The sequence below is a fragment of the Brevibacillus sp. NRS-1366 genome (genome assembly GCF_050467985.1).
On the sequence record NZ_JBITPN010000061.1, the window covers coordinates 68988 to 88296 of the forward strand.

General features: G+C 46.1%; 22 protein-coding genes. 17 read left to right on the forward strand and 5 right to left on the reverse strand.

Features of this window, described 5'->3' with window-relative positions; genetic code table 11:
* Window positions 1-75 precede the first annotated feature (75 nt).
* Together ACIFQN_RS33770 and ACIFQN_RS33775 are read left to right on the forward strand one after the other, a co-directional pair.
* Entirely contained in the window at window positions 76-306 is a 231-nt protein-coding gene (locus ACIFQN_RS33770; protein WP_429837432.1) for a YneF family protein, read from the forward strand.
* Between the two features lie 18 nt (window positions 307-324).
* The gene (locus ACIFQN_RS33775) at window positions 325-507 is read left to right on the forward strand and encodes a hypothetical protein (RefSeq protein WP_429837433.1); all 183 of its coding nucleotides are present in this window, start codon (window positions 325-327) and stop codon (window positions 505-507) included.
* A 771-nt stretch (window positions 508-1278) separates the two neighbouring features.
* On the opposite strand, the gene ACIFQN_RS33780 is transcribed toward ACIFQN_RS33775, so the two are convergent.
* A complete protein-coding gene (locus ACIFQN_RS33780; RefSeq protein ID WP_429837434.1) occupies window positions 1279-2046 on the reverse strand; it encodes a TSUP family transporter in 768 nt (255 codons plus the stop codon).
* 262 nt (window positions 2047-2308) lie between these two features.
* Between ACIFQN_RS33780 and ACIFQN_RS33785 the strand changes: the two genes are divergently transcribed.
* The 5 genes from ACIFQN_RS33785 (at window position 2309) to ACIFQN_RS33805 (ending at window position 5882) form a co-directional block, all read left to right on the forward strand.
* A complete protein-coding gene (locus tag ACIFQN_RS33785) occupies window positions 2309-2740 on the forward strand; it encodes a hypothetical protein (RefSeq protein WP_429837435.1) in 432 nt (143 codons plus the stop codon).
* A 147-nt stretch (window positions 2741-2887) separates the two neighbouring features.
* Complete coding sequence (locus ACIFQN_RS33790; RefSeq protein WP_429837436.1) at window positions 2888-3496, forward strand: superoxide dismutase; 609 nt, start codon at window positions 2888-2890, stop codon at window positions 3494-3496.
* A gap of 184 nt (window positions 3497-3680) precedes the next feature.
* Window positions 3681-4475 (forward strand): dioxygenase family protein, encoded by a 795-nt coding sequence (locus ACIFQN_RS33795; protein ID WP_429837437.1) that lies wholly within the window; start codon window positions 3681-3683, stop codon window positions 4473-4475.
* Complete coding sequence (locus ACIFQN_RS33800) at window positions 4475-5359, forward strand: RNA polymerase sigma-70 factor (protein ID WP_429837438.1); 885 nt, start codon at window positions 4475-4477, stop codon at window positions 5357-5359. The genes ACIFQN_RS33795 and ACIFQN_RS33800 overlap by 1 nt, the downstream gene beginning before the upstream one ends.
* 76 nt (window positions 5360-5435) lie before the next feature.
* Window positions 5436-5882 carry a carboxymuconolactone decarboxylase family protein gene (locus ACIFQN_RS33805; protein WP_429837455.1) on the forward strand — a complete coding sequence of 149 codons (447 nt, stop codon included), beginning with the start codon at window positions 5436-5438 and terminating at the stop codon, window positions 5880-5882.
* Window positions 5883-5948: 66 nt separating this feature from the next.
* Here ACIFQN_RS33805 and ACIFQN_RS33810 read toward each other — a convergent pair whose 3' ends face one another.
* Together ACIFQN_RS33810 and ACIFQN_RS33815 are read right to left on the reverse strand one after the other, a co-directional pair.
* Window positions 5949-6494, reverse strand: coding sequence for a pyridoxamine 5'-phosphate oxidase family protein (locus ACIFQN_RS33810; RefSeq protein WP_429837439.1), 546 nt, complete (start codon window positions 6492-6494; stop codon window positions 5949-5951).
* A gap of 150 nt (window positions 6495-6644) precedes the next feature.
* Complete coding sequence (locus ACIFQN_RS33815; RefSeq protein ID WP_429837440.1) at window positions 6645-7640, reverse strand: metal-dependent hydrolase; 996 nt, start codon at window positions 7638-7640, stop codon at window positions 6645-6647.
* 166 nt (window positions 7641-7806) lie between these two features.
* On the opposite strand from ACIFQN_RS33815, the gene ACIFQN_RS33820 reads away from it, so the two are divergent.
* From ACIFQN_RS33820 to spoIIP, 4 genes are all read left to right on the forward strand, one after another.
* Entirely contained in the window at window positions 7807-8091 is a 285-nt protein-coding gene (locus tag ACIFQN_RS33820) for a hypothetical protein (protein ID WP_429837441.1), read from the forward strand.
* Between the two features lie 46 nt (window positions 8092-8137).
* Entirely contained in the window at window positions 8138-9244 is a 1107-nt protein-coding gene (gene mutY, locus ACIFQN_RS33825; RefSeq protein WP_429837442.1) for an A/G-specific adenine glycosylase, read from the forward strand.
* A gap of 121 nt (window positions 9245-9365) precedes the next feature.
* Window positions 9366-9950: an RNA polymerase sigma factor gene (locus ACIFQN_RS33830; protein WP_429837443.1), complete on the forward strand. Its 585-nt coding sequence runs from the start codon at window positions 9366-9368 to the stop codon at window positions 9948-9950.
* On the forward strand, window positions 9895-10767 hold the full coding sequence (gene spoIIP / locus ACIFQN_RS33835) for a stage II sporulation protein P (RefSeq protein WP_429837444.1): 873 nt from the start codon (window positions 9895-9897) through the stop codon (window positions 10765-10767). Before ACIFQN_RS33830 ends, spoIIP begins: the two co-directional genes overlap by 56 nt.
* Before the next feature lie 97 nt (window positions 10768-10864).
* Here the strand turns inward: spoIIP and ACIFQN_RS33840 are convergent, their stop codons facing one another.
* Complete coding sequence (locus tag ACIFQN_RS33840; RefSeq protein WP_429837445.1) at window positions 10865-11023, reverse strand: YrzI family protein; 159 nt, start codon at window positions 11021-11023, stop codon at window positions 10865-10867.
* Between the two features lie 137 nt (window positions 11024-11160).
* Window positions 11161-11313: a hypothetical protein gene (locus tag ACIFQN_RS33845; protein WP_429837446.1), complete on the reverse strand. Its 153-nt coding sequence runs from the start codon at window positions 11311-11313 to the stop codon at window positions 11161-11163.
* A gap of 617 nt (window positions 11314-11930) precedes the next feature.
* Here ACIFQN_RS33845 and ACIFQN_RS33850 point away from each other — a divergent pair.
* From ACIFQN_RS33850 to ACIFQN_RS33875, 6 genes are all read left to right on the forward strand, one after another.
* Window positions 11931-14312 carry a histidine kinase gene (locus ACIFQN_RS33850; RefSeq protein ID WP_429837447.1) on the forward strand — a complete coding sequence of 794 codons (2382 nt, stop codon included), beginning with the start codon at window positions 11931-11933 and terminating at the stop codon, window positions 14310-14312.
* Window positions 14287-15441: a response regulator gene (locus ACIFQN_RS33855; protein WP_429837448.1), complete on the forward strand. Its 1155-nt coding sequence runs from the start codon at window positions 14287-14289 to the stop codon at window positions 15439-15441. The genes ACIFQN_RS33850 and ACIFQN_RS33855 overlap by 26 nt, the downstream gene beginning before the upstream one ends.
* Window positions 15442-16061: 620 nt before the next feature.
* Entirely contained in the window at window positions 16062-16856 is a 795-nt protein-coding gene (locus ACIFQN_RS33860) for a transporter substrate-binding domain-containing protein (RefSeq protein WP_429837449.1), read from the forward strand.
* A gap of 22 nt (window positions 16857-16878) precedes the next feature.
* Window positions 16879-17538 carry an amino acid ABC transporter permease gene (locus ACIFQN_RS33865; protein WP_429837450.1) on the forward strand — a complete coding sequence of 220 codons (660 nt, stop codon included), beginning with the start codon at window positions 16879-16881 and terminating at the stop codon, window positions 17536-17538.
* Window position 17539: 1 nt separating this feature from the next.
* Window positions 17540-18253: an amino acid ABC transporter ATP-binding protein gene (locus tag ACIFQN_RS33870; RefSeq protein ID WP_429837456.1), complete on the forward strand. Its 714-nt coding sequence runs from the start codon at window positions 17540-17542 to the stop codon at window positions 18251-18253.
* Window positions 18254-18303: 50 nt separating this feature from the next.
* On the forward strand, window positions 18304-19239 hold the full coding sequence (locus tag ACIFQN_RS33875; protein ID WP_429837451.1) for a 5'-nucleotidase, lipoprotein e(P4) family: 936 nt from the start codon (window positions 18304-18306) through the stop codon (window positions 19237-19239).
* Window positions 19240-19309 lie beyond the last annotated feature (70 nt).

The window sequence follows — 19309 nt, forward strand, 5'->3', positions numbered from 1 at the left end:
GTGCAATGTACAGATTGTCCAATTGTGGTACAATAAACATGTACATAATTACGCAAAGAGGATGGTAATGTATTGATGGCTTGGTACAACTGGGTAATTCCGATTGTTACACTCATACTTGGCCTCGTAGGCGGATTTGCCGGAGGCACTTATTATTTGAAAAAACAGGTGTCCAATATGCAAATGGACGACAAGCAGCTGCAAGCCATGGCCCGTTCGATGGGTATGAACCTTAACCAAAAACAATTGAAACAAATGAGCCGTACGATGAAAAACATGAAAATGCCTAATAAATTTGGAAAATAATAGCGAAAGGGTGTCGCTATGGGGCCGACCCGTCTACGCTACACGATGATTGGCTTTATTCTTGGTGTGTTAATCGTGTACATGAAAGCACTGCCGATCGGTGAAGGAACCCGATTTGCAGCCCCTTTTTATTTAGCGGGCGTCGGCCTGCTAATTGATGGCATCATTCTACGCTTGAAGCAGAGAAAAGGAAACGAATAGTAGAGGGGAGCTTGGCTGGATGCCAGGCTTTTTTTCTTGCTGTTCTTGCTGTGGTGTGGGAGAAGCACATTTCCCCTCTCCGCTCCGGTCTAGGTCCCACAAGGGAAGTATAGACTGTCCGCTCCGAAACAATTCAGGGGGAAACGCAAAACGGCGCGCAGCTCTGTAGTGGATTCATAGGTTGCGTTTCTTTTTCCCCTGAATTCGTTTCTACGCTAAGCTGGACTTCGCCAGTCGCTCCGAGTGGAAATATGCTTCTCCTTCGGTACTGTTCGCTATTCATCGGGGTGGGGGCCTGGCATTCAGCCGTGCTTGTCAGGGTAACAAAAAAGCAAGGGATAAGACCTACTGAAATGAATTTATTGCATACAAAAAAAGTGACGGTCGCCCTCGGTAGGGCGCCACTTTTTTTGAGAGATTGGAATTTATAAGTTTTTTCTCTAGTTCCCAAAGAAACTCCGTTGAACGTTCTCAAAAGAAAGTAAGGGGAAGAGCAAGGCTGGCCGAGGAAAAAGGAGAAAAAAGCGAAGCTCTTTGGGGACCAGCCGAGGAGGAATGGAAAAAGAGAAACACGGTTTTAAGCGTCCACCTCTGAGATACCCCTTGAATCGGCTACTTTGGACGCGGTTTCACTTTTTCCATGTAGCCGTACAGGGATGACCCCTATGCAGGGGCCCCAAGAAGCTGGAGCGTTTTCTCCTTTTTCCTCCTCTCCACAACAGCCCGACAAACCACTTACCCAAAAGAAGCTTGTTTCTTTCATTCGACAATCTACGTAAAAATCAATTCATAAATCATTTTGGTTATCAACGTGATGGAAACGACCAAAAACAGAGGGCGGACATAGCGGACGCCTGTTTTGATCGCCATTCGGGCGCCAAGGGTAGCTCCGAGGAGCATTGCCACACCCATGACCAAACCTGTCAGGAAAATGACCTTGCCCTCCATCGTGAAGACAAACAGAGCGGAGATATTGCTCGCCAGATTCAAAATCCGTCCGTTTCCAGCAGCGATGACAAAATCGTATCCAAATAGCAGCACCATTAAGAAAACAAAAAACGAACCAGTGCCCGGTCCGAAAAAGCCATCGTAAAAACCGATGACAAAGGTAAAGGGGATCCCTACACTGAGCGTGAACTTGGTGTAGCCTTTAAAATTGGAATCTTGGCCGAATCGTTTGTTAAACAGCGTGTAGACGAAAATAAGTGCCATCATTACGATTACGAGTACCTTCAATAATTCCTGAGGGACAAACAGCACCGTCTTGGCCCCAAAATAGGCTCCGACCAGTGAGACAGGGAAGAGAATGAGCATGAGCTTCTTGTCGAACTTGCCGCTGCGAATAAAGGTTACAGAGCTGGTAACGGACGAAATCGTGCCTGCCAGCTTGTTCGTTCCCAGTGCGAGATAGGGAGGAATCCCCAAACCAAGCAGAGCGGGGAGGGAGATCAAACCGCCTCCACCTACCGTACTATCAATGAAGGCTGCGACAAAACCAAAGAATGCTAGAAAGACTACGGTTGAAATGTCCATTTCCACAAAAAATCACCTGGTTCTCTAAGTTTGTAATAATCCAAGTCTAGCACGCTATTTCCTGTTGGAGAAGCAAGGATTTTCGCCTCCTTCCGGGTATTTGGTATAATATAGTAAAATATTCCAAAAACGGGCAACCTCAAGCACTCGAAGCTCTACAGGCTTTATCAGAAACGATCACGAATAAACTATCAGTAGCGCTAACATTCGTTTCCACTCATGAAGAACGTCACTTCTTTTCATTTCCATTTGATTACGGAGGGGACCTATGAAACCTATCAATAAATTAGTAGGCGGCTTGCTTTTGGTTTCATTATTATTCAATGTATACATGCTCTCGGAAGGAAATCAGAAGGTAGCTACAAAAAAAGTTGATCAGGAATTCAAAGTAAGTATTAGAAGAATCGCTTCTGCTTTAATCTCGGAAAATGGGGATTATGGTAGCTATTTACTTGCAATGGAACATTCTTCTAGGGCTAACTCCCTTTCCAGATTCACTTCTTATGCAAAAAGAAACGGAAACGTAGGAGGATACACGGCTGAATTTATTAACGCATTCCGAAATTTAATCCTCAATAAAAAGCAAGTAAAAGAGACGGATGAGATCATTGATTTACTCTCAAAGCTTGCTGCGAATCCAGAGAGTATAGAAACAGCAGGAAATATATTAATTCTTTTAAATGAAGAATCAATCCCATGACGGGTGACCTACCATGCAAGCTGCAAATCTCTGAAATAATTTGATAGATTAATATACTTTGCATACCGATTTGTTGTAAAAGTGTGTTCCTTGCAGTATAATAAAGGCGTAGCTTGACCCATACATATTTTGAGGAGGAATGTTACAATGGCACATCAACTTCCTGCATTGCCTTATGCACACGATGCTTTGGAACCACACATCGACGCTCAAACCATGGAGATCCACCACGGACGTCACCATGCTACGTATGTTAACAACCTCAATGCAGCTCTGGAAGCACACGCTGACCTGCAAGGTAAAAGCGTAGAAGAGCTCATCAGCAACCTGGATGCTTTGCCAGAAGGTATCCGCACTGCAGTTCGCAACAACGGTGGCGGACATGCTAACCACACTCTGTTCTGGGAAATCCTGAGCCCGAATGGCGGCGGCGCACCAACTGGTGAACTGGCTGACGCGATCAACGCGGCTTTCGGAAGCTTTGACAACTTCAAAGCTGAATTCGCAAAAGCAGCAACGACTCGCTTCGGTTCCGGCTGGGCTTGGCTGACTGCTGAAGGCGGAAAAGTAGCAATCACTTCCACTCCAAACCAAGACAGCCCTGTAATGGAAGGCAAAAAACCTATCCTCGGTCTGGATGTTTGGGAGCATGCTTACTACCTGCGTTACCAAAACAAACGCCCTGACTACATCGGTGCGTTCTGGAACGTTGTAAACTGGGATGAAGTTAGCAAGCGCTTTGCTGCAGCGAAGTAATTCTGATTTCGGCCATTCAAAAAGGCTTGTCTGCTCTACATGAGCGGCAAGTCTTTTTTTCGTAATTTTAAAAGGAAACGCAAGGAAAGGATAGTAAAGAGAACAAATATGCGTTATAATACTTACAAAAAGTAACTAAGTTTAAAAAGTTAAGTTCGAAGAATATAGAGGAGAGTGTTTTACGATGATGCCATCTTTGTTTATCGCGCATGGAGCGCCATTACTCGCGATTGAAAATAACGTTTACACAGAGGCCCTGAATCACTTACCAAATTTGCTGCCGCGTCGTCCACGGGCGATTGTCATGTTCTCGGCTCACTGGGAGGCGTTTGAGCAAACGGTAGGTTCCGTAGACACATTCCCGACGATTCACGATTTTGGAGGATTTCCACAAGAATTGTATGAGATCCAATACCCAGCAAAAGGCGACATGGAAATCGCCAAGGAAACTGCCGAGCTATTGGAAAAAGCAGGAGTGCCTGTCAGTTTGAACACAACGCGCGGCCTGGATCACGGGCATTGGGTGGTTCTCCAGCATATTTATCCGGATGCGGATGTTCCTGTTGTCGCCCTGTCCGTCAATCCAAATCTTACAATCGAACAGCAGTACGCGATTGGCAAGGCACTCAGTCCACTTCGCGCCAAAGACGTGCTGATTATCGGCAGTGGCGGAACTATCCATAATTTCTCTTATATCGACATGCGTGAAACTTCCGGCGGCGCTTTTGAATGGGCGCTCGAGTTTGAAGAATGGCTGCAGGAGACACTGACTGAATGGAAGGTCGACGATCTGGCTAACTTTCGCATGCGGGCCCCACATGCAGATAAAGCGGTACCCGTTTATGGAAGCGAGCATTTTGTCCCGTTGGTTTATGCGATGGGTGCTGCAGACGATGTTCGCTTTGCGAAGCGCCTGCACATGAGTTTTCGATACGGAAGCCTTAGCCATACTATTTGGCAGTTTGGTGAAGCGAAGTAATGAAGCTGGGCATGGAGGATGTTTATCGAGAGTATAAAGCGCTCCTGTTTTCCGTTGCCTATCGTATGCTGGGCTCCGTTACAGAGGCGGAGGACATCGTACAGGAGACATTCCTTGCTTTGACACAAAGCGACATCAGCGACATTCACCATGTGAAAAGCTATTTGTGCAAGGCTGTGACCAACAGTTGTCTGGATACACTAAAATCCGCGCGCTGGAAACGGGAGCAGTACGTAGGAGAATGGTTGCCTGAGCCGTTTGCAGAGGATAAGGATACAAACGATCCGGTGCAGGCGGTGATGGAGAAAGAAGCCGTTTCCTATGGTTTGCTCGTGCTGTTAGATACCCTCTCGCCAGCAGAGCGGGCCGTCTATGTCCTACGCACCGCTCTTGATTACGATTACGGTGCGATTGCTGAAATAATGGGGAAAACGGAGGAGAGCTGCCGCAAGCTGTTTAGCCGGGCAGGACAGAAGCTCAAAGGATCCGGATTGCAAGTAGATGTGCAGCCGGATCGCTCCACCCGATTGGTGACCGAGCTCATCCAGGCGATTACCAGGGCTGATGCCACATCGTTAGTTCGCTTACTGACCGAGGATGCGGTGTTGGTAAGCGATGGTGGCGGAAAAGTAAAATCGGCGCTGCGTCCAATCTTCTCCGATCAGCGAGTTGTTGCCTTTTTGCTTGGAATTTGGCCGCGGTGGGCACCTACTTCGACGATGCAGGTACACCCGATGAATGGTCAGGACGCAATCTTGATATTTTCAGAAGGCGAGCTGAAAATGACCATTCAGATCGTGATGCACCCAGAGGAAGAGCGGATCGAACGGCTTTACATGGTCACCAATCCAGAAAAATTATCCCATCTATTCGCGAAAGCTTGAAATGCTGTCACAAGAAATACTGGTCACTCGTCTTTGAGGGTGTAAACCAATTTCAAGGTGGAGAGGAAAGATGACCATGAAAGCCAGAATGAATTATCGCGCTGCAAATCCTCAAGCTTTGCAAGCGATGCTACAGTTGGAAAAATATGTGCAGGAGAGCGGATTGGACAAAAAACTGATCGAGCTGATCAAAATTCGTGCCTCCCAAATAAACGGCTGCGCCTTTTGCCTGGATTTGCACACCAAGGATGCACGCAAGCTGGGAGAGACAGAGCAACGCATTTATTTGCTCAGCGCATGGAGAGAATCTGCGGTATACACCGAGGCAGAGCGGGCTGTGCTGGCATTGACAGAGGCAGTGACCGTGATCACAAAAGGCGGCGTATCCGAAGAAGTTTATCAGCAGGTCAGAGAGCATTTTGACGAAAATCAATACGTGGCGCTGATCATGGCGATCAATACGATCAATTGCTGGAACCGGATCGCGATTTCGACAGGGATGAGTGCTCCTGCTATGATGTAATGAAAAAACGACACGCCTGCTGCATGGCAAGCGTGTCGTTTCTCTTTGAGGAGAAATGATCTTAGATTATACATCCATCTCCACTTTCCGCCCCGGATAAAACTTCATGTCCTCCGAACGGGGATTGCCTTTTGCCGAGATCGAAGTAGGCGTGATTCTAAAAATAGCGGTCACACTTCCCATCGAGGAACGGTACTTCAAGACGTGCTGCAGAGGAAGCGGTTCCGAATAGTAGCCAGGCACGTATTTGTCGATCATAGCTTGCATGACATCGCGCATTTCTTCTGGCTCCTGCACTCTTTCAATCGTTCCTGACAAAAACACGCTCATGTACATGGTGTCGATATGAGCAGGTACGGGATCGGCAACCGTGCCGTACTCTTCACAGACGCTAAAGCAGACGCGGTTATTCGCATTGATCATTTCGATTTTTCGACCGGAATCAGCTCCGTGAAAATAAATACAGCCATTCCACCAGGCAAAATTCAAAGGAAGAATGTATGGCTCGATCTCGTTGGACAAGCCGAGATGGCCTACTTTGGCTTGGAGTAAAAACTGATCAATCTGCTCCTGATCAGTGATCGTACGCTTGGAATAACGAATTGGAATCATGGTAAGTCCCCCAGTCTACATGCATCTACAATTCTTGTTACTTGATCGTAGTCTGTTTTTGACTGGGTATGAAGGGGCAATTTTCATGAAATAGAACGGGTCAGATGGGAAATGCAAAAAACCGCCCAATGACTTTGGACGGTAGAGTATTCAACCAAGCTGTCGATTCGAATCCAATTTTTTTGCGAGCTGATCTTCGCCGCGATGAATCCAGCCGACAAAGGAATCGCGAATGGTCAAATCAAAATCCAGATACACAACTGCGACGAACATGTAATGACTTTTTCCTTGGAAACGGGAGCGGTAACGCAGGTCAATCCATTTCACCTCATAGCCAAAAGGGCGCTCCTTTGTTTCCACATGCACATGATGGGTAAAGGCGAGGAAGGATTGAACCTTGAAGCTTTTTTTGGCAGCGGCGATTCGCTCGTTTTCTGACTTGATGGTAAAAGTGTCCAAAACGACCACTTCTCCTGAATGAACCTCTCCTACATACCAGTGGTGCTCGGTCTTGGCGACGAATGTCCAGTGCGTCCACGAAAGAGTTGGGATGATCGTATAGGTCCCGGATTTTCCTATCCGCTGCCGCACCAGCTCTGTCGTTCGTTTTTGCACCTGACAGCGCCAATAATAGTAGCCTGCGATGATCACATAAATCCAGAGGAACGACCTGCCCGGATCGACGCCTGCAGCCCACAGCATAAAGCCGACGAGATGAGCGGCGAAAATGAACGGGTCAAAAATAAAGATGGCATTGAGAGCGACCCATTTATCACGAAACGGGTATAAGCCCTTCGTGCCATACGAATTGAATAAGTCAACGAATACGTGCAGGCAAACCGCTAGAAAAATCCAGCCCAATAAATGGAGCCAGGACGTTTGCGGCATGAGTGCCTGTATGAGGACAAAGATTGCACCTGTCCACAGAAACAGTGCTGGAACAGAGTGTGAAACACCCCGATGGTTACGTACATAGGCTGCGGTGCCACGGAGACGGACCAAGCCATCCAGATCAGGTGCTTGCGAGCCGATGACCGTACCGATCATGACGGCCCCGGCGAGTTGCGGAGTAGAAGCTACAACAGGATCGAGATAGGCGAGACCAGCTAATCCAAAGCCCATGGCAAAGTGTGTGGCGGTATCCATGGAATCGTTGTCTTCCTCCTTTCCTTCCAGGCTGTGCTTATTGTTTATTATAGCGCGAAGGTCGATATATTTCCCTCATTCTGCTGAAAAAAATTGTGATCTTGTTCCCATCTGGAGGGAAAGGTATGATGAAGGGGATGAACCTCGAAAGGGAGGGCGTTGGTGGGTGCTTACTGTTTTTATTGAATATAAGCTAGATCCAGAAAAACGTACGCAAGGTATGCTGCTTCTGCGAGATATGGCTGCCCGGATGGAAAGCATGGGAGCTCGTCAGTACCGCACTTGGGAAGGACTGGACCAGCCGGGACTGTTCGTAGAAGCGTTTGATGTTGAAACTGCCCAACAATATGAGCAGATAAAGGAAATGCGGCTTGCTGATCGCGATTTTTGCAACTGTGTGTCGGGAGAGGGCAAGCTGCATGTTTGGGCTTTTCGTCCCGCTGAGCTTTAAGAGGATTGAACAGGATTTATAAATAAAAGGAGCAAACAAAAAAGAAATGGCAAGGAAAAAAGAAACGAGCTTGCAATATACATTACCGGAAGAATTTCACGTATTTGGGTTCGCCCAAGATTTATTAGCCTGGTACGACTCGCAAAAGCGTGATTTGCCTTGGCGAATCAACCGTGACCCTTATCGTGTCTGGGTGTCAGAAATCATGCTGCAGCAGACTCGAGTGGAGACGGTTAAGCCTTATTATGCGAATTTCATGGAAAAGTTCCCGACGGTAACAGATTTGGCGGTAGCACCGGAGGATGAAGTACTGAAGGCGTGGGAAGGACTCGGTTATTACTCCCGTGCCAGGAACCTGCAAGCGGCAGCCCGTGAAGTAACCGTACACTACGGAGGTGTCGTGCCGGATACACCAGAAGAGATCGCAACATTAAAAGGTGTCGGGCCGTATACAGCCGGGGCGATTCTCAGCATTGCGTACGAAAAGCCGGAACCAGCGGTAGATGGCAATGTTATGCGCGTCTTTTCCCGCCTGCTGTATTTAACCGATGATATTGCCAAGCCTGCCACAAGAATCAAAATCGAGCACCTTGTCAGACAAGTCATCCCGACCGGACGAGCGGGAGATTTCAATCAAGCGTTGATGGAGCTGGGTGCGATGGTCTGTGTTCCTCGTACGCCGCAATGCTTGACCTGTCCGGTGTTTGATTACTGTATGGCACGTCAGGAAGGCGTACAAGAGGAGTTGCCGATCAAAGGAAAGGCGAAACCGCCTCGCCCCGTAAATCTCCAGGTCGCAGTCATCATGCGCGAGGGCAAGGTCTTGATTAACAAGCGCCAGGATACAGGACTCTTGGCCGGCATGTGGGAATTTCCAATGGTGGAGTCTGATGCAGACAAAGATACAGCCAAGCGCGAGGCACTTGCGGGTGGACTTCGCGAACGGTTCGGAATGGACGTAGAGGTGCTGGAGCCGATTGGTGAGGTGCAGCACATTTTTTCCCACTTGCAATGGAACATGCAGGTTTGGTCCTGTGACTGGATTGATGGCGATGAGCTTCCGTCTCATACCCGTTTTGAAGCATGGGAAGAGCTTGATTCCTATACATTCCCCATGGCCCATCACAAAATTAGGCAGTTACTGCAGCGATAACTGATAGGCCAGCAAGAGCGAAAAGCTGTCGAGAACATCTCGGCGGCTTTTTTTTGAACGAATGTAACCTTTTCTCAACTAGTTCGACTAAATGGTATCCCAAAAAATAAGGGGGTGTCTCTTGTTGAATGATCAAGACAGTCTCTCTGAACAAATCAAGTGCATGTACCAGCAGCACTACCGAGATGTGTATCATTTTTTTCTGCTTTTCACAGGCACCAAAAGCCAGGCGGAGGATTTGACGCAGGAGGTCTTTATCAAGGTCTTAAAAGCATTCCCTACGTTCCAGAATCGATCCGCCATCAAAACATGGATCCTTTCGATCGCAAAGTATACAGGGATCGACTATCACCGCAGGAAGAAGCTGATACACTTTTCCAGCCAACTTTTACGTATTCTTCCCTCAAAAAACGGCCTGCCAGAACAATTGCTGGAAGAAAAGGAGGAGCGTGCGAGGTTAGCTGGGGCGCTGTGTAAGCTGGGGCCGAAATACCGGATGGTCATCATCCTACGCTGTGTGAACGAGCTGAGTGTGAAGGAAACCGCAGAAATATTGGGGTGGAGCGAATCAAAGGTGAAGGTCAGCTATCACCGGGCACTAAAACGTTTAAAGGATGATCTCTTGTTCGTGATGGAAGGAGACGATTCACATGCCAAACATGGAACAGCTCATACAGCAAATCAAAGCGTTGAAGGAAGAGCCTGACAAAGGTTTTGTGACAGGGTTGGAGGCGAAGCTGGTGAAGCAAGCGAATCAGATTGAGGCGAAAAGCAAAGCAATGCGGTACGTGGGTGTAGCATGCGGGTTCATCGTCTGCCTGCTATTGATTGGCTCCTTTAAAATGAATGCAGAGCAACGAGTACCTGCCTATGTGGAAAAATTGGAATCACCCGCAGTCTTGATCTATCAGACACACAGTCAGGAGTCGTTCCACTTCGAAGCCAAAACCCCTGCAGATTCCCATGCAGTCAGCGATCCGGAAAATAACATTTCACTCGTAGGCAAAGGACTGGCAGACTCCTTACAAAAAAATAACGTCAGTACGATTCAGTCCGCCAGCGACTTTCAACAGGAAGTAGCCTCGGTACAGGAAAACGTTGACGTGTACACACTGTCCCGGGAATATGTGAAAGGGCAGCTGGCCATTCATCCTCATCTCAAGGTTGTCCTTGATGTTCATCGGGACTCCAGAACAAGGGAGATGACCACGCTTACGATGAACAACAAGACGATGGCGAAAATCAGGCTTGTCGTGAATAACGCTCATCCGGGGTGGGAAATGAATCGACAGTTTGCGTTTAAAATAAGCGATAAAGCAAAGGAGCTGTATCCCCAGTTCCCGATTGAGGTGTCACAACGAAAGGGAATAAGCTCCACATATTGGAATCAGGACCTTCATCCGCACGCTGTACTCGTGGAGATCGGCGGGATTGAAAATACATGGGAAGAAGAATTTGACTCGACAGATTTATTGGCGCAAATAATCGCCGAGGTGCTGCGCGACGAAGGCATTGTTACATGACTTTGCCGCAGGACGCGAATCCTTACCGCGAATAAAGAAGATCACATCCGCAACAGACATGATCTTCTTCTTCGCTACTTGAGAGCGTCAACCTATATTAGCGATACAAATACTCAGGAAATTGCATTGCGATCTGATGCTTTTGCTCTTCCCACTGAGCAATTGCTTGTTCTTGAAAATATTGTGCCTCCTGCTGCTCTGGAGTCACTTTCCGTTTTTCAATAATGATCGTGAAAAAAATCATCGGAATGTACATGAGTGTATCCCTCCCATCCCTGTAAAGTGGTGCAGTCAGCTGCCATCTATCGCTTTGACTCCTGTAAATCTCATCATCTGACGTCTTTGTTTGGTTTTCATACTAAATCCCTCCTCAAAGTGAATGATTGCAAAAAATTAGATACGGCTGATGAATTGTGCTGCTTGAAAAGCGTGAGCTTCCGCGCGTTCCTCGAGGTAGCGAGCACGAGCGTAATTCGCAATACGTTGCTCGGAGCTTACTTGATTGCGTTCAATCTTGATTGTGAAAAACAAAAAGTGAAGTACCATATCCTGTCACCTCCCTTCAAAGGATAAAAATCGGAAAAAATACGTTTTTTTGGAAAGAAAAAGACCACGGGCAAAACGCCAGCGGTCTTTTGGAATCACAAAGAAAAGGAAAGACCACAAGCTACAACGCCTGTGGTCTGGTATTTGACGAATTGGGAATGGTTAAGATACGAATAACACTACGATTCGTCGGTCCAGGAGGCGCTGCTATATTTAGTTGGAACAACCATAAGACGATCAGTGAATGGGTTATTGGGTTTCAATACGGTCATCATCATGGTAGCAGCCTCCTTTTCTTTGAGTAGTGTGTGAAACGTACTCTTAGAATATGGGAAATTCTTCTTGATGTAAAGCACTTTTTTACCTAATTTCAAAAAGAAAATCTATTCTGATAATTTGATGATTAACGTGACAGCAAACAAGAATTGCATTACATGCAGAATCTGACGAGATGCACGTAGGCCTCGCCTGTATTTGCAAAACCTCGGATACCATTCTTAAGCTCTAGCGCATGTCCAAACCGGGTGGTACACTCGATTTACTACGCCCACTCGGTAGAAGGCGAGGCGTAATCCTTGAATTACCAAGGGTTGGCTAACGCATGAGGAGCTGTGAGAATGAATGGAAAAAAAGTGATTTTACTTTTGATAATGGTTTGGCTTTTTACCTCGGGATTCTCCGCCTCCCTAAATAAATATGAGGAAATCTATGAAAAATATAGTGATGCTGCAGAGTCCTTTCCCAGAGAATCGATTCCATTTACTGATGAAGAAATAGAGTACTTGAAAGAAATCAGAAAAAAGGGGTTAAAAGTTCCGCGTGATCTTGAATTCATGGGGGGATTCTATGAATTTAACGTTAGTGAAAAAGAATATGGGATAAATAAACTTTTCTACTCCTGCCTGGAAAAAGTATTAGGGGTAAGGCTATCTTATGTGGAGGTAAGCAGTTCAGACGATGTGCTCCATAAAGTAGCAAACGGTTCTTTGGATTTGTCACCGATTATTTTGAAGCCTTCAGCTGAATTTCCCGATTTTCAGCTAAGCACTCCCATTACCATCAATATGAATTATTTGTTTTATACCAATGAGAAAAGAATGACGTATGACAAGCTTGTTGGGAAAAGAATTGGTGTTCTAAACATGAGCGGCGAAAACAGTCGGCCGTTGAGTCATATGGGGGAGATGAAATATTATCCATACAAAGATATCACGGATGCTTATGATGCATTAATAAATAATAAGATCGAGTTTATTTACGCAAATGCCGAGAATTACAGAAGGATGATTGAACTGGGGCTCTTTGCATTGCCGGTCTCAGATTCCGGGATCAATGAAACGTACCGTTCCATTACCAGCAGATCCAACCTGCTGTTACTGTCAATCATAAATAAAGCTACCTCCAGCATCATAGGCCAAGTCGTTACCGAATATGAGAAAGAAATACAAAAAGCGTATTTGAAGGATCACTTTTTTTTGACGGAGAAGGAAAAGGATTTTATCCGATCTCTTGGAAAAGTCCGTGTGATGGTAGATGACAATTTTGCTCCCCTGTCCTTTTATGATCAGGATAAAGACAAATATTCAGGCGCAAGCGTTGATCTTTTTACAAACATGGCAGACATGATTGGATTAAAATATGAATTCCTTCGCGATGAAAACCTCAGTTGGTCAGATAAAGTGAATAAAATAAAGAATCAGGAAGTAGATATCCTGTTCCCCATCAGCATTACACCAGCCAGACAAAGGTTCGGCCATTTTTCAGAACCTTATTATTCGACGTATTATTCTGTGATTGCGAACGCAGAAAACGCGAAAAAGATCCATTATGCACAAGAGCTGCTCCATAAAAAAGTAGGCATCGTGAAGGGCACATCCATTGCAGATTTTATGGAAACGATCATTCCGAAAGAACAAATCACCTATTTTGATAGTGATCAAAAAATGTATAACGGACTGAAAAACGCGGATATTGACTATTTGATTCAAAATGAAAATGTGTTTTTGGAAGATTACTATGAAAATGAGCTTTTTAATCTGACTCCTGTTTATCGGATCGTAGAGTCACCGAAATTTTATTGTTATTTTTTTCGACAGACGGATGAGATGGAAGCCTTGAGCAGCATTATGAACCGGGCAATGAATTATTTCGATGTCAATGAACTGGTAGCGAAGTATAAAGTTGGTGAAATGGATCTTCGAAACAAATATATTGAGCAAAAAAGAAACCGCGATCTGATCGCTTTCGTTTTACTGATTGTAGTGATTGGGTTATTGCTGCTCGCATTCGGTTTAGTACGATCCAAAAAGTTTTCAAAAAAACTCGAAAAAGAAGTAGCAATAAACGAAATGGCCTATCTACAATCACAAATAAAACCGCACTTTTTATATAATGCCCTAAGTGCGATCACGGCCTTTTGCTATACCGATTCGGAAAAAGCGGGGGATTTATTAATCAGTCTAAGCAAATACCTAAGAATCGTATTTAATACGGATAATCGGGGTGAGCTGGTAACGCTGCAGCGGGAAATTGAGCTGGTACAATCCTATGTAGATATTGAACAGGCTAGATATGGAGATCGGCTTCAAACGATATTCGAAATTGAAGAAAGCTGCCTTCAGCATAAAATCATGCCATTAATGATTCAGCCCTTGGTGGAGAATGCAATCCGACACGGAGTTGTAAAAAAAGCCCAAGGTGGCACAGTAAGGCTTTCCGTCCGATCAAAAGGGGAATCCATTCAAGTCACAGTGACAGACGATGGTGTCGGAATGTCGGAACAAAAGATGAAAGAAGTTTTGTCTCGAAGAAAGACCGCTTTTGGAGTAGGTCTAGCCAACATCAATCAAAGACTGGGGCATTTTACAGAAAAGAAGCTGACCATCGAAAGCAAAGAAGAGCAAGGGACAAGCGTCACCTTATATGTACCTATCATGAAAACACTACCATCTAAAAAAACGGGGGGATATGACGATGCTGCGTGCAATAACGATAGATGACGAAGAGCCCAACCATATTCTCTTAAAGCGAGCCATTGAACAAAATGGCCAGTTAGAAGTGATTAAGCAGTATACCCATCCAGAGATCGCTCTTGAACAAATACGTGAGATGAAACCCGATGTTGCGTTTGTCGATATTGAAATGCCGGACATGAACGGATTGGAATTGGCAGAAAAGATTCTGGCGATTGATGGGCACATCCAAATCATCTTTGTTACGGCATACAGCCAATACGCCATAGAAGCATTTAAAGTGAATGCCTTGGATTATATTCTGAAGCCAATTGATTCACAGGAAATGAGCCGGGTTGTTCATAAAATCCTAAACTACAGGAGCCTTCAAAGGCCTGAATCAGCAAAAGAGACACATGAGATCACGCATAAAGGAAAAATTCTTTGTCTGGGGGAATTCGAAGTCTACGGGCAGCATTCCAAACAAAAAGTCCAATGGATGACTGCAAAGGTGGAGGAGCTTTTGGCTTACCTGGTCATTTATGCTGGGAAACCTGTAGATAAGTGGAAGCTTTGCGATTTGCTTTGGCCAAGCCTAGACCCTGAAAAGGCGACAACCAATCTTCATACTTCTATTTACCGCCTGAAGAAAACGATTTCGAGTAAGCAGGTGCCCATACAGATTAAAAGCAGTAAGAATGGCTACTGGGTGGAGCTTATGGAATGTCTTTTGGATGTTCAGGAATTTGAAAGAAGATACGCAGACCTGGAAAAGTGCAACCAAAAGCCAAGCAGCGAAAATGAAATGGCGCTACTCATGGAAGCGGAAAAATATTTCCGTGGAGAGCTTTTTGAAAATAAAGCCTATCTTTGGAGTGCTGCCCATGGTGAAGCGATCAACCAAATGTATATTCGATTGGTATACCGGCTAGTCGATTCCTTTTTCCAGACACAATCCTTTGAAAAAGGATTAGAACAGCTCAAAAAGCTGCTGCGTTTTTTTCCTTATGAGGAAAAGGCATGTATCTTGGTGATGGACATTTACGAACACCAGAAGGATAAACCTGCTCTCATGAGACAATATCAGCAGTATAGTCAATATCTTTTGAAAGAATTGGGCTGCAAACCCTCGCAAACCATTGAAAAGCAATATGAGAAACTGATAAAAAGCCTATAGAAAAGCGATTTGAAAAGGAGCTGTCTCCGATTCAGGTCGCTTTTTTTAACGTTCAAGAAAGTTTAAGTGCCTCACAGTGTAAAAGCATCATTGCTTAAACTTTCCGGAGCGCATAACAAGGTGCCTCAGCGTCTGTATCTGGCATAACTTCGGTAAAACCTTTCGCTAAATCACGGTCGCTCCTCAGTGTATAGGCCTCGGTTTCATTTTGGTTTGTCCATAAAAAACTCCAAGAAAGGCTCCCAGAAGAAGGCAGGGGGAAAACTCAAGGCTGGCCGAGGAAAAGGGAGAAAAAAGAGAAGATCTTTGGGGCCCAGCCGAGGTGGAATGAAAAAAGGGAAACACGCTCTTAAGCGTCCACCTCTGAGGAGCATCATGAATCGGCTACTTTGGACGCGGTTTCGCTTTTTTCATGGAACCGTGCAGGGATGACCCCTCAGCAAGGGACCCAAGAATCTGGAGCGTTTTCTCCCTTTTCCTCTCCCACACCACAGCCTCACCAACCACCTAACCTAAGGCCGAGGGTGAATTTCTCGCATTCTTTTATGTCAGAATTTTGTCAGAATTGCCACTTAAAATTGTATTCATAACCAGCAACAAGAATCATAGGGGGAGAAGAAATGAGAAAAAGCAAGTCATGGGTAACAAAAGCACTTATTTTCGCTTTGACTGCAATCATTATGGCTGGCTGCTCGGGGAAACAGGAGAGCGGCCAAGCGGAAGCGCCGACAAAAAGCACAAAGCTGGTCATGGCGACCTCGGCGGATTATCCTCCTTACGAGTTTCATGATACCTCGGGGGGAAAAGACGAAATTGTGGGGCTTGATGTCGACATTGCCAAGTACATCGCAAAGGAATTGGGCCTGGAGCTGGAAATCAAGGACATGGATTTTAACGGACTTCTGCCAGCCCTTCAAGCGAACCGAGCAGACTTTGTCATGGCTGGAATGACGCCGACAGAGGAGCGCAAAAAGAGTGTAGCTTTTACGGAAACCTACTATGAAGCGAAGAATACGATTGTTGCGAAAACGGGAAGTCATTTGATGAAAATGGAGGATCTGTCCGGCAAGAAGGTAGTTGTTCAGCTGGGATCGACACAACAGTCCGCCGTTCAAGAGGCGGCACAGACGATTAAGGGCATTGAGGTAACCCCTCTGAATAAGATTGGGGATCTGATTCAGGAATTGAAGTCAGGCCGGGCACAGGCAGCGATTATTGAGGATACTGTCGCCCGGGGGTATGTGGAGTCGAGTCAGGATCTGGAGATGAACCCAATCTCGGATAACGGAGAGAATGCGTACGCGATCGCACTGCCTACCGATTCCTCCCATGTGGAAAAGTTTAATCAGGCAATCAAAAAGCTGAAGGAAAGCGGTGAATTGGACAAGCTTGCGAAAAAATGGTTTGGCAAATAAGAAGCGGGGAGTGTAACAGAACGTGGATCTCGACTTTTCACGAATCAGCGGCAAGATGGATTACATCTTGCTGGGGATCATCGACACATTACAATTTACCTTGCTTTCCGCACTTGTCGGATTTCTGGGAGGCGCGCTGCTGGCCTTAATCAAAATCTCAGACAATAAACCGCTCAAGGGATTGGCTGTCTTCTACACATCCATTTTTAGAGGCACGCCGTTGATTTTGCAATTGACGCTTATCTATTTCTCGATACCACAGTTGACCGGATATGACATTTCCCCGTTGGAGGCAGGAGTGATCGCCTTCGGTTTAAACTCGGCTGCCTATACCTCTGAAACGATTCGGGCAGGAATTCTTGCTGTTGACAAGGGGCAGCGCGAAGCCGCCATTGCACTTGGAATTCCGTACCGAAAGATGATGCTCGACATCATTTTTCCTCAAGCGTTAAAAAACATTCTGCCAGCCTTGGTGAATGAGAGCATCAACTTGCTGAAAGACTCCGCGCTGGTTTCCGTAATCGGGGTGACAGATGTGCTTCGAAGGGCCAATATCGTAGCTGCTGAAACATTTGTTTATTTTGAGCCATTGCTGCTCGCCGGTCTGCTCTATTATGTGATGGTAATCGGATTAACCGCTGCGGCCCGCCGCTTTGAGAGGAGATTGAGACGCAGTGATTAGAATGGAGAAGGTATCCAAATCGTTTGGGAGTGTTCATGTTCTGCATGAAATCACTACGGAGATAAAAAAGGGAGAGGTCGTTGCCATCATCGGCCCGTCCGGTTCGGGAAAATCAACGTTTTTGCGATGCATCAACCAACTCGAGACGCCAACTGGCGGCCGGATTTATATCGATGATGTAGAAATAACAAGCGCGAAAACAAATGTGAGTGAGGTCCGGCAGAAGATCGGAATGGTCTTTCAGCATTTTCACCTCTTTCCGCACATGACGGTTCAAAATAACATTACCTATTCGCCCATTCACGTAAAAAGCGTATCAAAAGAGGTAGCAGCAAAAAAAGCCATGGAGCTGCTTGCCCGGGTGGGATTGGCTGACAAGGCCGACACCTATTCGTCTCGATTATCAGGTGGTCAAAAGCAGCGTGTGGCGATCGCCCGCTCGCTTGCGATGGAGCCTGAAGTGATGCTTTTTGACGAGCCGACCTCTGCGCTCGATCCAGAAATGGTCAAAGAGGTGTTGGAGGTCATGAAATCACTTGCCCATACCGGAATGACGATGGCTATTGTGACGCATGAAATGGGATTTGCCCGAGAGGTAGCAGACCGTATCTTGTTTCTGGATGGTGGCCGCCTCGTTGAGGATGCAACGCCCCAAGAGTTTTTCACCGCGCCCAAAAGCAATCGCGCCCAACTGTTTTTGCAAAAGGTACTATAACAGCCTTGGATTATAGTGCTTTCTGCCATAAAAATGAAGGAGGAGTTAGAATGAAAAGACACCTTATGATGATCGCGGCTAGTATTGTTGCACTCAGTACAACGGCGAGTCTTGTATCCGCCGCATCTAATCAGCCAGCAGCACCGGTACAAAAGCCAGCAGCACCGGCACAGCCAGTAAAAGCGCCAAACGCTGGAGGTTCAAAAGGAGATGGACTCCATAACATTTTGAACGTGGCGGTTGCGTGGAAGAGAAGCGCGGCCGAGTATAAAGCGCTCTATCACCAGGCCTTTAATATGGCACGTTTGCAAGTTGATCTTGCCCTTGCCAGCCACAAACCAAATGATAAACCGTTAGCGATTATTACAGATTTGGATGATACGCTCATTCTGCCAATCAACTATTGGGGATCCCTGATCGAGAATAATAAAGAATTTTTCGACGATGCCAACTGGGACAAGTGGATCCCCCAGTATGAAATGGTTGTCGCTCCGGGGGCACTTGAGTTCCTGCAATATTGCAAGGAAAAAGGGGTGGAGGTTTTCTATGTCTCCAATCGTGACCAGGGACCAAACACTTACAGTTACGCAATGACACAACTGAAAAAACTGAATTTCCCCTATGTGGACGAAGCTCACCTGACAGTCAATAGGGAAACTTCTAACAAGGAGACCCGCCAAACAGAGATAGCTCAAAAGTATAATGTGATTTCTTACCTGGGTGATAACCTGAACGACTTTCGCCGAGTTTATTACGTGAAGGATGTTGCGGAGCGCGCCAAGCTGATGGAACAGGATAAGGATCTCTACGGAAGCAAGTTTATCCTCATGCCGAATCCAACTGACGGACATTGGGTACGCGCCATTTTTGGTGACTCGGAACCACCTGCGACCGATGAAAACCGGGAAATATGGAAGAAGGCAGCTACCGGAGCAGCTTTGAAGCAACAGGAACAGGAGAAAATTCAAAAGCTTCCAGGTTCATAAGCACCACTCATGAACGGTACGATCAAGATGAGAAAGGCAGCCCTCAGAATCGTGAAGTGCCCCCTGTCAA

Bases quoted from the DNA above. Each gene is read 5' to 3' on its own strand.
- ACIFQN_RS33770 (WP_429837432.1), top strand. From the start codon at position 76: ATGGCTTGGTACAACTGGGTAATTCCGATTGTTACACTCATACTTGGC.
- ACIFQN_RS33775 (WP_429837433.1), top strand. From the start codon at position 325: ATGGGGCCGACCCGTCTACGCTACACGATGATTGGCTTTATTCTTGGT.
- ACIFQN_RS33785 (WP_429837435.1), top strand. From the start codon at position 2,309: ATGAAACCTATCAATAAATTAGTAGGCGGCTTGCTTTTGGTTTCATTA.
- ACIFQN_RS33790 (WP_429837436.1), top strand. From the start codon at position 2,888: ATGGCACATCAACTTCCTGCATTGCCTTATGCACACGATGCTTTGGAA.
- ACIFQN_RS33795 (WP_429837437.1), top strand. From the start codon at position 3,681: ATGATGCCATCTTTGTTTATCGCGCATGGAGCGCCATTACTCGCGATT.
- ACIFQN_RS33800 (WP_429837438.1), top strand. From the start codon at position 4,475: ATGAAGCTGGGCATGGAGGATGTTTATCGAGAGTATAAAGCGCTCCTG.
- ACIFQN_RS33805 (WP_429837455.1), top strand. From the start codon at position 5,436: ATGAAAGCCAGAATGAATTATCGCGCTGCAAATCCTCAAGCTTTGCAA.
- ACIFQN_RS33810 (WP_429837439.1), bottom strand. From the start codon at position 6,494: ATGATTCCAATTCGTTATTCCAAGCGTACGATCACTGATCAGGAGCAG.
- ACIFQN_RS33815 (WP_429837440.1), bottom strand. From the start codon at position 7,640: ATGGATACCGCCACACACTTTGCCATGGGCTTTGGATTAGCTGGTCTC.
- mutY (WP_429837442.1), top strand. From the start codon at position 8,138: ATGGCAAGGAAAAAAGAAACGAGCTTGCAATATACATTACCGGAAGAA.
- spoIIP (WP_429837444.1), top strand. From the start codon at position 9,895: ATGCCAAACATGGAACAGCTCATACAGCAAATCAAAGCGTTGAAGGAA.
- ACIFQN_RS33840 (WP_429837445.1), bottom strand. From the start codon at position 11,023: ATGTACATTCCGATGATTTTTTTCACGATCATTATTGAAAAACGGAAA.
- ACIFQN_RS33845 (WP_429837446.1), bottom strand. From the start codon at position 11,313: ATGGTACTTCACTTTTTGTTTTTCACAATCAAGATTGAACGCAATCAA.
- ACIFQN_RS33850 (WP_429837447.1), top strand. From the start codon at position 11,931: ATGAATGGAAAAAAAGTGATTTTACTTTTGATAATGGTTTGGCTTTTT.
- ACIFQN_RS33855 (WP_429837448.1), top strand. From the start codon at position 14,287: ATGCTGCGTGCAATAACGATAGATGACGAAGAGCCCAACCATATTCTC.
- ACIFQN_RS33860 (WP_429837449.1), top strand. From the start codon at position 16,062: ATGAGAAAAAGCAAGTCATGGGTAACAAAAGCACTTATTTTCGCTTTG.
- ACIFQN_RS33870 (WP_429837456.1), top strand. From the start codon at position 17,540: ATGGAGAAGGTATCCAAATCGTTTGGGAGTGTTCATGTTCTGCATGAA.
- ACIFQN_RS33875 (WP_429837451.1), top strand. From the start codon at position 18,304: ATGAAAAGACACCTTATGATGATCGCGGCTAGTATTGTTGCACTCAGT.